This is a genomic window from Pseudomonas parafulva NBRC 16636 = DSM 17004, from assembly GCF_000730645.1.
In the GTDB taxonomy this organism is placed as follows: Bacteria; Pseudomonadota; Gammaproteobacteria; order Pseudomonadales; family Pseudomonadaceae; genus Aquipseudomonas; species Aquipseudomonas parafulva.
The window spans coordinates 1-13,886 of sequence record NZ_BBIU01000049.1 but is presented as its reverse complement, the minus strand read 5'-3'; the positions used below and the strand labels follow the sequence as shown (position 1 = coordinate 13,886).

The following is a 13,886-nucleotide window of genomic DNA, read 5'->3' as shown; positions in this document are numbered from 1 at the left end:
AAGTAGGAACTACAGAGATTCGCAGGCACGTCCAACTGACGGGCCAGCACACAGAATTTCTTGACGACCATAGAGCATTGGAACCACCTGATCCCATCCCGAACTCAGCAGTGAAACGATGCATCGCCGATGGTAGTGTGGGGTTTCCCCATGTGAGAGTAGGTCATCGTCAAGATTCAAACCCCAAAGCCCCTGTCTGCGATGCAGACAGGGGCTTTGTCTTTTCCGGGACGGCTCAGAACTGATAGCTGACGGTGGCCGTCACGTTTCGCTCTTCACCCATGTAGCAGTAGTTCTGGCTTGCGCAGGACGTGATGTAGCGTCGGTTGGTCAGGTTGTTGGCGTTCAACCTCACATCCACGCCCTTCAGCCCGACTTTGCCGAGGTCATAACCCAGCGAAGCATCCACCAGGGTGTAGGACGGCACCTTCATGCTGTTTTCCGCATCGACCCAGCTATACCCCACATAACGTACACCCCCTCCAAGCCTCACACCCTCAAGCACACCTTGGCGCATGTTGTAGTCAGCCCACAGCGACACCATCTGCCTGGGCGCCTGGGTGGGTGAGTTACCTTTGTTGTCCAGGTTGCCGTTTACCAGGCTAGGCATCTGCTTGGTGTATTCGATATCAGTGAAAGTATACCCGCCCAGCAGTTTCAGGCTGTCGGTCACTTGTACATGAGCTTCCAGCTCCAACCCCTGGGAGCGCACCTGGCCAACGGGGCGATAGAAATCCTCATTGGGCTGCTTGGATGCCAGGTTCTCCTGTTCAATATGGAACAACGAGGCCGTGAACAAGTTGTCGCTGCCCGGTGGCTGGTACTTGATACCGGCTTCCCACTGCGTGCCTTCGGTGGGTGCCAGCGGCTTGCCTTGTTGATCGGACACGGTGTTCGGGTTGAATGACTCCGAGTAGCTCAGGTAGGGCGCGATCCCGTTTTCGAACAGGTACAAAACACCTGCACGGGTAGTGAACTTGGTACGCGCATCATTGGCCTTGGTATCCCTGTCGCGATCACGCTCGGATACTTTTACCCAGTCCTGCCGCAGGCCGAGAGAAAACCGCCACTGATCCAGTTCCACCAGGTCCTGCAAATACACACCCGTCTGTTGCAAGCGCCGTTGATAGCGGTTCTCCCCTACGACCTGCAGGTTGCCATTGCGATACTGGGGGTTACCGGCATCCAGCGGGTCAACCGAGCCATAGCGCCATGCCACATCGGCCTTGCGACGCTGAAAATCGGTACCCAACAGGAAGGTGTGCTTGGCGGCCCCGGTGAACACCTCTGCCTGCACCATGTTATCGATGATGTAGGAATGCAGACGTTCGTCACCGCCGGTGTAGGCCCTGTTCAGTACAGTGCCCTCGTTGCCTGCCCAACCGGCCGAATACACCTGGTCCATCGAGACATCGGAATCCTGGTAGCGGAAGTTCTGCCGTGCAGTGAATACGTCATTGAACCGGTGTTCGAACTGATAACTGAACGACTGCTGTGTGCGTTCGTAGTGATCGATGTTCGGTTCACCCTCGAAGAAGTGGTCCGACAAGCGCAAGCCGTTGCGCTTGTGCAGCATGCCATCTGCCGGGTTGCCGCCATGGTAGCCCCCGCTGGGGTCATGCTGGAGGTACGCCTGCAGGGTCAGCGAGGTGTCTTCCGTGAAGTCCATGCTCAGCGAGGGTGCAAGTGCGTAGCGCTCTTCCTTGTTGTGGTCGAACTGAGTGTCTGAACCGTCTGCCAGGCCTGTCAGGCGGTACGCAATGCGTTTGTCGTCATCCACAGGCCCGCTGAAGTCGAACCCCATGCCACGCTGCCCCTGAGTACCCACGGAGGCCTGAACCTGACGGTAGGGGCTGAACAGAGGCTTCTTGGTAGTCAACGCTACCAGGCCACCTGGCGAACTGCGGCCATACAGTACCGATGACGGGCCCTTCAGTATGTCGATGCGCTCAAGAAAATACGGGTCTACCTGCATGGTGCTGTAGGTGCCGTTATCCCCCATGGACTTCAGGCCGTCTACGTAGATGTTATCCACCGAGCCATCATTGAAGCCGCGCATGGCCACGTAGTCGTAGCGGTGGGTCGCCCCATAGGGGTTGGTTAGCACACCGGGTGTATAGCGCATGGCCTGGGCGACGGTCTGTGCCCCCTGGTCATCCATCTGCTGGCGGGTGACCACTGACACTGACTGGGAGGTTTCCACCAGCGGCATGCTGCTTTTGGTGGCAACCTGGCTATGCGTGGCGTTGTACCCCTCCATGCTGCCCAATGCATTACCCAGGGTGAAGCTGCGCACATCGGTATCGGGCAACGCCAGTGCGGCTTCTTGCGGTTGTGCCTGCAAGACGTAATTGCGTGCGTTCTGGCTCAGGGCTACCAGCCCGCTTCCTGCCAGGAGGTGCCGCAAGGCTTGTTCAGTGCCGTACTGGCCTTTAAGGCCGTTGGATTGCAAGCCGCGGGTAAGTTGCGGTGTGCTTGACAGGGTAATGCCAGCCTGCCTGGCGAACTGGTTGAGTGCCTCATCGAGTGGGCCGGGTGCGATCGCATAGGTTTGGTTAACTACTGGCGTACCGTCCGCTACGGCCAGCAGTGGCGTGGCCGCTATGCCCAGGACGGTGCCGAACAAGGCTGCGCGTATGGCTCTACCCAGTATTGATTGCAGGACAGGTCGAAAATCATTCGCGTTGCAGGGCAGCGTGTACTTCGTGGCGATAGGCATGTAGGAGTCCGTGAATTGAATAGGGCAGAGGGCGCTTCAATGTCCTAGCCGGACCAGAATAAAAAACCCGCCATCTTCCGGAAGCGCTGCCTAACTCAGGCGCTCCACCCGTATCCACCAGCGCGTGAGCTCGCGCAGTTGTACTGGCAACGTGCGGGGTAACAGCCGCACCAGTTGCTCAGGGTCATCGAGGCGGAAAACACCCGACAAGCGCATGTCTGCAATGTTGTCGCTGCAGGTCAGGTAGCCATGGCGGTAGCGGCTGACTTGCGCAAGAAAGTCGGCCAGACGCATGTCCCGAGTCACGATCAATCCCTCGGTCCAGGCCAGTGCATCCATGCTGGCAGGCTGCTCTCGCTGTGCGCCGTCATGCGTTACCCGCCAGGCCTGGTCCGGCTCCAGCCATTGCCAGCCGCCCGTCTCGGCGTGTTGGGCTGCCAGCCGGCCGTGGCTGAAGCTGGCATGGGCGCAGTCACCCTCTAGGCGCAGCGCGACGCGGCTATCGAACGCCTGCAGCAGCGCGTCCTTGGCATATACGCGTACTGGCAACTGTGGGTGCAGGGTTTGCCGACAATCGAGCATCAGCTCGCCGCGCTTCAACTTCACCACCAGTTGCTGGCCATTGAACGCCACATCTACCGCACTGCGGGTGTTGAGCTGCAGGCGTGTACCGTCGGCAAGGGTGATGTGCCTACGCTCGCCCGTTGCGGTCGCGTAGTCCGATGACCATGGGCTGATAAGGTCCAGGTCTTTGGCCAGCCAAGCGGCCGAACCCACCATGGCAAGCCCGCCCAACAGCTTCAAGGCCTGCCGGCGCTGAAGACGTTTGTGACTGGTTTCCAAGGTGCGCAGGGCTAGACCGGCAGCAGGGACCGCCCGCAGGTCCAGTTCCTGATCGAGATGGACAACCCGTTGCCAGGCCAACTCGTGGCTCGGGCAAGCACTGCGCCACTGTATGCAGCGCTGCTCAAAAGCAGGGTCATTGCCATGCTCGCGCAGCGCGACCCTCCACGTAATGGCTTGCCTCACCGTTTTTGCATCTGGGGGAGCGCAGGTCATTGCATGTCGTAGCGCAACAGGTAGCAGTGATAGAGCGCGTCAGCGATATGACGCTCCACGGTACGCACGGAAAGCCCCATCCGCTGCGCAATCTCCTTGTGCTTGAGGCCCTCGCACTGGGCCAGCAGAAATGCAGTACGGACCTTGGGCTTGAGGCCATCGAGCATGACAGCAATGCGCTCGAGCAGCTCCAGCAGCAATTCCTGGGTTTCGACACTGGGCGCGTGAGCCTGCGGCAGATGTGCCAAAGCCTCCAGATAGGCCTTGTGCAATTCTTCTCGGCGCCAATGATCGATCACCAGCCCGCGGGCAACAGTGCGCAAGAAAGCCCTGGGTTTTTGCAGATGAAGATGCTCGCTTCGCTGTAACAGCCGCACGAAGGTGTCCTGCGCCAGGTCGGCAGCATCAGCCGCGCTACCCATGTGATGGCGCAGCCAGCCATACAACCAGCCGTGGTGGTCTTGATAGAGGGCTTGGACAGGTTCGTTGCTGGGCATTGGCGGCGGTGCCATAGAGGCTTTAATGATAACGAGTCTCATTGTTCCGCCGGTGACCGCATTTTGCAACCTTGTCGGCCTATAGGAACGCTGCGATCACGCCTGGCGAAGCTTTTGGCTGTCCAAGTATCTGCGAATTGCAATTGCAGCGCCGTTGAGGTGGCGCTCCAGTACTGCAATAGCCTCGTTGACCCGCTTGGCGCTGGCGGCGTCTACCAGTGCCGTATGGTCGTCCTGCGTCAGTTTGCCCAGGCCCATGGAGGACAGGTGAAACCGCAGAAACCGTTCCTCCTGGTTCAGTTCGTTATCAATCAGGCGCAGCAGCTTCTGGTTCGGTGCGCGGCAATACAGCACCATGTGCAGCAGGCGGTTGAGGCGAGCGATCTCGGCATGCCGGGTTTCGTTCTCCAACTGCTGGATATAGCGGCGTGCATTGGCGATGTCCTGGCCTTCAAGCAGCGGGATGGATTGGCGCAAAGCCTCGCTCTCGAGCAGCACGCGCAAGGTATAGGCGTCTACCGCGTCTTCGCCGATCAGCGGCGCAACTACGGCACCCTTGTGCATCTGCACATTCAACAGCGCCTGCGCTTCCAACTGCCGCAGCGCCTCACGTACCGGCATGCGGCTGACGCCATAGAGGGTTGCAAGCTCCTGCTGCCGGATCGCGGTGCCGGGCGGCAAACGGCCGTCCAGAATGGCACTGCGCAGACGTTCCTCGATTACGCCACGGGCCAGGTGCGGCAACAGCTGTTCGCTGGTCAGCACATTGCTCAGTTTTATTTTCTCGGCCACAAAACGCCTGCCTTAACGTTCACAAAAAGTTGGATCCAATGAAGCTAGTTACGGCTTGTGGGCATGTCAAACCTGCGGCTATCAGCGCACTGCCCCAAAGCGCGGCTATGGTGGAGTAAGTCGCCTTGCAAAGGAAGTAATGCAAATGAAGATGTAGGGCCAGAATGCAGCCTGGCTGACAGGCGGATGGATGATTTCGATGTGCCATTGTCTTTTGCGCTGACAGGCCGCACCATCGCAGCTTTCGACTGGCCGGGACAGGGCTTGGCTGTGGCGATCTCCCCGATGCTCAAAACCGTGCTGCACCGTATCGCCCTGGCTGCGTTGCTGGGCGGCATGCTGCTGGGCGGCCTGCACGCCGATTGGGACTTCGCACAGATCAGCCGCAAGTCCGAGGCCCTTTATGGCCCGCTCGGCGCCGGCAAAGCGCGTATCGATGCCTGGCAGAACCTGATGGCGACCCAGAAACAAGGCAGCGAGCTTGAGCGGCTGCAAGTGGTCAACCGGTTCTTCAACCAGCAACTGCGTTACGTAGAGGACATCGACCTGTGGGGTGAGGTCGATTACTGGGCTACCCCTGTTCAGGCCCTGATCAAGGGGGCAGGGGATTGTGAGGACTACGCAATCGCCAAGTATTTCAGCCTTCGGCGTATGGGCATTCCCAGCGAAAAGCTGCGCATCACCTACGTCAAGGCGCTGCGACAGAACCGCGCGCACATGGTACTGACTTACTATTCGACACCCCAGGCCCAGCCTCTGGTCCTGGACAGCCTCATGGACGCCATCAAGCCGGCTAGCCAGCGCCCAGACCTGCTGCCGGTCTACGCCTTCAATGGTGAAGGCTTGTGGCTCACCGGGGCTGCTGGTAACAAGAAGGTCGGCGATACCAAGCGGTTGTCGCGCTGGCAAGACCTGTTGAAGAAAATGCAGGCCGAAGGCTTCCCGGCCGAACCGGTTTACTGAAGGAGCACAAATGTCACTGTTCAAACAATTGCTGTTGGCTATTTGCCTGTTCCTGGTGGTCGCCTTCAGTGGCAGCTTCATGGTCAGCCTGGAAAGCTCGCGCAGCCAGTACGTCAACCAGCTGCGCTCGCACGCCCAGGATGCGGCCACCGCCCTGGCATTGTCGCTCACGCCCAACATCGACGACCCGGCCATGACCGAGTTGATGGTCAGCTCGATCTTCGACAGTGGCTACTATGCAAGCATCAAGGTCGTCGACCTGGCCTCCAACGCCGTACTGGTGGAGCGTCACGCCGAGCCGGACCCAGGCGGCGTGCCGCGCTGGTTTGTGCACTTGATAGGCCTGGAGGCTGCCGGCGGCGACGCCATCGTCAGCCGTGGCTGGCAACAGGCGGCTCGGGTGGAGGTAATAAGCCACCCGATGTTCGCCATTGCCAAACTCTGGCAAAGCGCCCTGGGCAGCCTGAGCTGGTTGCTGCTGTGCGGGGCTGCCAGTGCCGTGCTTGGCGCACTGCTGCTACGCCGTCAGTTGCGCCCGCTGGACTACATGGTCGAACAATCCCATGCCATTGCCCGCCGTGAATTCCTGAGCCTGCAAGAGCTGCCACGCACACCGGAGCTGCGCCGCGTGGTGCAGGCCATGAACCAGATGGTCGAGAAGCTCAAGGCCCTGTTCACCGAACAGGCCGAGCGCAGTGAGCGGCTGCGTGCCGAGTCCTATCAGGACACCCTCACCGGGCTGTCCAACCGCCGTTACTTCGAGATGCAACTGAACGCCCGGGTCAGCAACCTGGAGGAAGCCCGCGCAGGCTACCTGCTGTTGTTGCGTGTGCAAGGCCTGGCCGGGCTGAACGCGCGGTTGGGCGGGCAACGTACCGACCAGTTGCTGCAGGCTGTGGGCGAGCAGTTGCGGCGCACCTGTGGCAGCTACCCGGAAACCAACGACCTGATCTCCCGCAGCCGCGGGGGGGAGTTTGCGGTGTTGGCCCCAGGCATGGTGCATGAGGAGGCCATTCAGCTTGCCCAGGCCTTGGAAGCCACCCTGCAGAGCCTGCACGAAACCGGTGCCAGCGACATCAACCCCGTGGCCTGTATCGGCCTGGCGCCTTACACCCCCGGCGACGCACCGCAGGCGCTGCTCAAGCTCGCCGACGAAGCCTTGGCCCGCGCAGAAAACCAGCCAACCCCTGGCTGGGTGTGCCTGGAGCAAGGGGTGGCTGCTGTTGCCGCAGACAGCCAGCACGACTGGCATGAACGCCTCGACCAGGCGTTCCGCAATGGCCATTTCGACCTGTTCTTCCAGCCTGTGGTGGATTGCGCCACCGCGCAGCGCGTGCTTCATCACAAGGTGATATCGCGCCTGAAAGACCGTGAAGGCGAGGCCCTGCCGGCCGGCCGCTTCCTGCCCTGGCTCGAGCGCTTTGGCTGGATGCCGCGCCTGGACCTGCTGGTGCTGGAAAAAGTACTGGCCCACTTGCGTGGGCATGACCAGGTGCTGGCGCTGAACCTTTCCGCCGCCACCTTGGCCGACCCCAAGGCATTGCAGCGCATTTTCGAATTACTGGGCCACAACGTAGCCCTGGGCCCGCGCCTGGTGTTCGAGATTGGCGAAGAGCAGTTGCCCGACCAGCCTGCCCTGGAACAGCTGACGCGGCGCCTGCACGCGCTGGGCTTCGGCCTGGCGCTGCAGCGCTTTGGCGGCCGCTTCAGCATGATCGGCAACCTGTCGCACCTGGGGCTGGCTTACCTGAAGATCGACGGCAGCTACATCCGCAATATCGATGAGGAGCAGCACAAGCGCCTGTTCATCGAGGCCATCCAGCGCGCTGCCCACAGCATCGACTTGCCGCTCATTGCCGAACGTGTGGAAACCGAAGGCGAGCGCCTCGTGCTATGCGAAATGGGGGTAGGGGGTATCCAGGGGCAACTGGTGGGTGAACCTGCACCCTGGCGATAAGTACTAGCCATTACGTGCATTAGCGGCCTAGCGCCGCATAAGGGCCGCAATGCGGCCCTTTGCACAGCCTGTCAGCGCTCGCGCAGCGCTTCCGAGCGGGCCTTCATGATGGGCTTGAGCAAGTAGCTCATGATGGTTTTCTTGCCGGTCATGATATCCACCGTTGCAATCATCCCGGGGATGATCAGCAGCGGTTTCTCGTCGGTGCCAAGGTGGCTGCGATCGGTGCGCAACCTGATCAAGTAGTAGGTGGTCTTCTTGTCTTCATCGGTGATGGTGTCGGCGCTGATCTGCTCAAGCTTGGCCTTGAGCCCGCCGTAGATGGTGTAGTCGTATGCGGTGAACTTGACCGTCGCTTCCTGGCCCGGGTGCAGGAAGGCAATGTCCTTGGGCAGGATCTTCGCTTCGATCACCAGCGTGTCGTCCAGCGGCACGACCTCGATGATATCGCTGCCCGGCTGGATCACACCGCCGATAGTGTTCACCAGCAATTGCTTGACGATACCGCGCACTGGCGAGGTGACCATGGTCCGGTGCACCCGGTCATCCAGCGCCTTGCTGGTGGCGGTGGCCTTGTTCAGCTCGGTACGCGCTTCGTTAAGCTGGGTAAGCGCCTCGCTGCGGAACTTGCCACGGGTTTCCTCGATCTTGCTCTGTACCTCGCGGATGGCCGCCTCGGCACGGGGTATGGCCAGGGCGGTGGAATCCAGTTGGCCGCGGTTTTCCACTTCCGCCCGGCGCAGGCGCAGCACCTCTACCTGGGAGATCGCCCCGGTCGCCACCAAGGGCTCCGACATGCTGATTTCCTTGCGCAGCAGCTCAAGGCTGTTGGCGTACTGGGCGCGCTTGGAGCTGTACTCGCGCAGCTCTTGCTGGCGCTGCACCAACTGCTGCTGCAGGCCGCCAATTTCGTCCTGCAACTGCTGACGCCGGCTCTGGTACAGCGACTCCTCGCTGGCCGCCTGGCTGGGTGCGGCTTTGCGTAGTTCTTCGTCAATCTGCAGTGGCTTGTCGTCCACCTCCGCGCTCAGGCGCTGCACACGCAGGGCCATGGACAGGCGATCGGCCTCGGTTTCGCCCACGTTGGAGGCGAAGCGCGTTTCATCAAGGCGCAGCAAGGGCTGGCCAACTTCGACGATCTGGCCCTCCTTGGCAAAAATTTCCGCCACGATGCCGCCTTCCAGGTTCTGGATTTTCTGCACCTTGGAGGAGGGGATCGCCTTGCCCTCGCCGCGGGTTACTTCATCGATAGGCGCCACGCTGGCCCAGATGATCAAGAACACGAAGAACAGGATCACGCCCCATATGGTCAACCTGACGACCCGCGGGGCATCCTCGATGAGTGCCTTGTTGACCTCGGGAAGTGGCTGCCCACCCAGCGAGTCACTGCCCTTGAAGTAGCGCCGCATGCCTTCCTTGATTTGCCCGAAATCCAGCTTACGCAACACTGATCTGCCCCTTCTTCAGCGCGTCCATGACCGCGGCTTTCGGGCCGTCGGCAACAATCTGCCCGCGATCGATCACGATCAGCCGATCCACGAGCGAAAGCAGTGATGCACGGTGAGTCACCAGCAGCACCGTCTTGCTTTCCACCACCGCCTGCAGGCGCTGCTTGAGGCGCTCCTCGCCGGTGTTGTCCATGGCGCTGGTCGGTTCGTCCAGCAGCAGGATTTGCGGGTTCAACAGCAGCGCACGGCCAAGCGCCACGTTCTGCCGCTGGCCACCGGACAGGTTCTGCCCACGTTCGCCTACCTGCAGCTCATAGCCATCAGGGTGCAGCCGCGCGAACTCGTGCACACCTGCCAGCTCAGCGGCTTGCAGGATCATCTCGTCGTCGATGTAGCGCGCGCCACTCACCAGGTTGTCGCGCAGGGTGCCTGCCAGCAACTGGATATCCTGCGGCACATAGCCAATGTTGTGGCGCAACTCGCTGACATCGATCTGCCGGATGTCCACACCATCTACTAGCAGCGAGCCACCATCAGCCTCGTAAAGGCCCACGATCAACTTGGCCAAAGAACTCTTGCCTGAGCCGCTGCGGCCAATGATGCCGACCTTCTCGCCGGGCCGAATGGTCAGGTTGATATTCTTCAGCGCCATGTTCTGCTGGTTGGGGTAGGTGAAGTCCACCCCGCGAAACTCGACGCTACCCTGCAGCACTCGGCGGCTGAGGGGCCGCTCTTCGAAGTTGCGCTCCTGTGGCAATTCCATCATGTGGTCGGTAGAAACCATGGTCACCTTGGCCTGCTGGTAACGTGCCAACAGGCCGTTCAGCTGGCCCAACGGGCCCAGCGCGCGACCGCTGAGCATGTAGCAGGCCACCAGGCCGCCCATGCTCAGGTTGCCGTCGATGATCAGGTAGACGCCCACGCAGATCATCGCCACACCCGCCAGTTGCTGAATCAACAAGGTGATGTTCATGGCCAGGCTCGACAGCACCTTCACGCGCAGCTCCAGGCGGCTGAGGGTACCGAGGGTCTGTTCCCACATGTACTGGCGCTCGCTCTCGGCATTGTTGACCTTCACCGCATCCAGGCCGGCGAGGGTCTCGATCAGGCTTGACTGGCGCTCGGAGGCCAGTGCCATGGTCCGCTCCATGGTCGCCATCAACGGGCGCTGCAGGGCATAGCCAATACTCAGCGCCAACGGGAAGGCGATGATCGGGATCCACACCAGATGGCCGCCGATGATGGCGATGACGATCAGGATCAGTACCGTGAAGGGCAGGTCGATCAGGCTGGTCAGTGTCAGCGATGCCAGGAAGTCGCGCAGGCCCTGAAACTCGTGGATGTTCTGGGCGAAACTACCGACCCTGGCAGGGCGATACTTCATCGACATGCCGACGATACGCTCGAACAGCGTGGCAGAGATGATCAGGTCGGTCTTCTTGCCGGCAAGGTCCAGGCACAACCCGCGCAGCCCTTTGAGGATCAGGTCGAACACATAAGCGCCCGCGATCCCGATCGCCAGCACCCACAGCGTTGAGGTTGCCTGGTTGGGGACCACCCGGTCATACACGTTCATCACGAACAGCGGAGCGGCCAGGGCAATCAAGTTGATCACCAGGCTGGCGGCGATAGCATCGATATACAGCCATTTGCTGCGCAGCAGGGTGTCACGGAACCAGGACTTCGCACGCGGAATGAGGTTGCCGTGGTTGACGTCAAATTTGTGCTGCGGCTGGGCGAAGAACACCCGGCCACTGTAGTCATCCTGGAGTTTTTCGCGGCTGATGTGTACCTCGCCGCCATCGCTTTCGCTAAGCAGCAGCCGTGCAGTGTCTTCATTTTCCCAGCCAAGCAGAACCGCGCTTCGCCCGCCTTTGAGCAACAGCATGGCCGGCATGGCGATGCTCGGGATCTGCTCCAGCTTGCGCTGCAGCAGGCGCCCTTGCAGCCCAGCCCTGGCAGCCGCACGGGGCAGCAGTTCGGGGCTCAGCCGCTGCGCTGGCAACGGCAGGCCCGTGGTCAACATCACGCGGCTGGCGGGCTTTTGGTGCAACACACACAGGCTCAACAGACTATCCAGCAGGGGATCGTCGTGCTGGCTGCGTGGATCGTGGTTGAGTTCGACTCGACTGACTTCGGATTCCACGCGGCGCTCTCTTCATCCTTGTGGTGGGTAGGGGTGGGCTCGCTGCCTTAATGCTGCAGGCTGGCAACCCTGGCGTTCAGTGGTGTTGCGGCGTATCAGCGCCGGGCGATGTTCATCGCCGTGGCAAAATTTTGGCAATGGTCGCTTTGAATCCATCTTGAGTAAACAGCTGTCTCGTTCACTTAACTACCTGACGTCGGATGGCCCTGAAATGTTTCATTTCTGAAGCACTCGCACGTCGTTCACGGGTGTCAGCATAGCTAGCAAAAGGCCATGGCGAAATCGCTCGTGTCCAGAATAGCTGATGTCATTTAACAGGCGCTGGTTTGCTGACGCCTTTTGGTAATCGATTAGTCAAAATTCATCTATTAAATGCAGTGTCTGCACCAACCTGTATTCGATAATCATCACGCGCTTCACCCCCACCTGGACAACCTTATATACGTGATTCCGCTCTGCTCGTTTGATTTGCGGCAGCGTGTTTACGTGCCGACAAGTGGCGTGGGGCTGCAGCCCACTGGGTGATGAATCGGCAAGCTTTGTGCTTGCCGTGCGTGTATTGGGCCGGTGAATAAACGTAAATGACCTTATATTGACGCCTATGGTCTGATGGAACCCGACGGACGGTAACCCGGTGGCTAATCCTCGGATTTCTAAGCCGCTAAACCCCCCGTGTGGTGGGCGATGCAGCTGTTTTTCGTGACCCAAGGCAGTTGCCGTTGAGAAACGCTTGGCTAAGGTAAAATATCAATGTGACATTACCTAACCGATTGTTTAGGATGGCCATAATAAGGTCAATAGTTTGGCAGTTGTGTAATCGCTGGCAGTTATAGACGAAATATTGACGTCAAAATGCGTCAAGTGAATATCGACATCATTCCAGATCAGGTGGCCACGATTGCCGCTCTGGCACGGAAGTACCCCTACAGGGTCACACGGAGAGTCCAATGAGCAGCGTTGTAGCCATCGTCAAAAGTATTGTCGGCCAGGTTATTGCGGTATCCCCAGAAGGCATCCGGCGTGTACTGATCGAGGGGGATCGACTTCTGGCCGGCGAGCAGGTGCTCACTGGCGCTGGTGGTGCAGTAACGCTTGAGCTGGCAGATGGCCGACTGCTCGACCTGGGCCGCGACAGCCAGTGGAGTGCCGACACGCCTGATAGCAGCACCGACCTGGGCCAGGCCGCTGCGCAGGCCGCGCCTTCGGTAGCAGAGTTGCAACAAGCGATCGCTGCGGGTGTCGACCCCACTACCGACCTGGAAGCCACTGCGGCAGGCCCTACGGCAGCCGGTGGCGGTGCAGCGGGCGGTGGCCACAGCTTCGTCATGCTGGAAGAGACGGCAGGCACCGTTGACCCGACTGTTGGCTTCCCCACCGAGGGGCTTGGCTTCGCTGCTGAAGCCAATCGCCAGGATGTCGGTGGCGCGGACACCACTGCCAACAACCGTGCGACCACGCCCGGCACGGCCGGGGATGTCGCCACTAACCTGGTACTGGGTGCCACGCCTTCCATTACTGAAGCGGGCGGGGTGATTGTCTATACCGCCACCGTTGGCCAGGCTCCCAATAGCGACCTGGTGGTCACCCTGTCCAATGGTGCGGTCATCGTCATCCCTGCCGGGCAAACAACCGGCAGTGTCAATGTCGTGATCCCGCCGAATGACACGCCCTATGTCGATGGCGGTCAGATTTCTACGGTTGTCACCGGTACCACCGGCGGTGGCGGGCTGATTGTGACCTTGCCGCAAGACCCTGCGGTAACCCAGGTTACCGATACCATCGACACCACAACCGCGACGCTAACAGCCACTCCGTCGGTGACCGAGGGCGGTGTGATCACTTACACAGTGACGCTGAGCAACCCAGGCCAGACCCCGGTGACCGTCACTTTGTCCAACGGGCAGGTGATTACCGTTGAGGCTGGCAAAACCCAGGCTAGCGTCGATTTCCAGACGCCACCGAACGATGTTTACAACAACGGTTCGACCGTCAGCGTGAATATTACGGGTGCAACGGGTGGTAACTTCGAGCAACTCACGCCCAATACGAATCCGGCTGTTACCACGATCAACGATTCGATCGACACCACCACCGCGACTCTGACGGCGAATCCGTCGGTCACCGAAGGTGGCGTGATCACTTATACCGTGACGCTGACTAATCCGGCTCAGACGCCGGTGACCGTGACCTTGTCCAATGGTCAGGTCATCACTGTTGACGCGGGCAAGACCCAGGGCAGCATCGACTTCCAGACCCCGCCGAACGATGTGTACAACAACGGTTCGACCGTTAGTGTCACGATCCA

The 13,886-nt window shown here is 60.2% G+C and carries 9 protein-coding genes and 1 rRNA gene; 4 read left to right on the top strand and 6 right to left on the bottom strand.

The genetic code is table 11. The features are described 5' to 3' along the window. The first annotated feature begins 59 nt into the window (after positions 1-59). Positions 60-175, top strand: a 5S ribosomal RNA gene (rrf, locus tag PPA02S_RS22275). A 60-nt stretch (positions 176-235) separates the two neighbouring features. Here the strand turns inward: rrf and PPA02S_RS22270 are convergent. From PPA02S_RS22270 to PPA02S_RS22255, 4 genes are all read right to left on the bottom strand, one after another. Beyond that, positions 236-2,650, bottom strand: coding sequence for a TonB-dependent siderophore receptor (locus tag PPA02S_RS22270; protein ID WP_033728036.1), 2,415 nt, complete (start codon positions 2,648-2,650; stop codon positions 236-238). Between the two features lie 159 nt (positions 2,651-2,809). Further along, a complete protein-coding gene (locus PPA02S_RS22265) occupies positions 2,810-3,778 on the bottom strand; it encodes a FecR family protein (protein ID WP_028633709.1) in 969 nt (322 codons plus the stop codon). Further along, positions 3,775-4,275: a sigma-70 family RNA polymerase sigma factor gene (locus PPA02S_RS22260; protein WP_028633708.1), complete on the bottom strand. Its 501-nt coding sequence runs from the start codon at positions 4,273-4,275 to the stop codon at positions 3,775-3,777. The genes PPA02S_RS22265 and PPA02S_RS22260 overlap by 4 nt, the downstream gene beginning before the upstream one ends. 96 nt (positions 4,276-4,371) lie before the next feature. After that, entirely contained in the window at positions 4,372-5,067 is a 696-nt protein-coding gene (locus PPA02S_RS22255) for a GntR family transcriptional regulator (RefSeq protein WP_028633707.1), read from the bottom strand. A 186-nt stretch (positions 5,068-5,253) separates the two neighbouring features. Here PPA02S_RS22255 and lapG point away from each other — a divergent pair, with 186 nt between their 5' ends. Further along, positions 5,254-6,030 (top strand): cysteine protease LapG, encoded by a 777-nt coding sequence (lapG, locus tag PPA02S_RS22250; RefSeq protein WP_245614768.1) that lies wholly within the window; start codon positions 5,254-5,256, stop codon positions 6,028-6,030. A gap of 10 nt (positions 6,031-6,040) precedes the next feature. Continuing rightward, positions 6,041-7,987: a cyclic di-GMP receptor LapD gene (lapD, locus tag PPA02S_RS22245; RefSeq protein WP_028633705.1), complete on the top strand. Its 1,947-nt coding sequence runs from the start codon at positions 6,041-6,043 to the stop codon at positions 7,985-7,987. A 71-nt stretch (positions 7,988-8,058) separates the two neighbouring features. On the opposite strand, the gene PPA02S_RS22240 is transcribed toward lapD, so the two are convergent. Further along, complete coding sequence (locus tag PPA02S_RS22240) at positions 8,059-9,396, bottom strand: HlyD family type I secretion periplasmic adaptor subunit (RefSeq protein WP_174435898.1); 1,338 nt, start codon at positions 9,394-9,396, stop codon at positions 8,059-8,061. Between the two features lie 28 nt (positions 9,397-9,424). Continuing rightward, positions 9,425-11,581: a type I secretion system permease/ATPase gene (locus tag PPA02S_RS22235; protein WP_028633703.1), complete on the bottom strand. Its 2,157-nt coding sequence runs from the start codon at positions 11,579-11,581 to the stop codon at positions 9,425-9,427. 947 nt (positions 11,582-12,528) lie between these two features. Here PPA02S_RS22235 and PPA02S_RS22230 point away from each other — a divergent pair. Then, a partial coding sequence (locus PPA02S_RS22230) for a retention module-containing protein (protein WP_042141870.1) occupies positions 12,529-13,886 on the top strand: 1,358 nt, incomplete at its 3' end.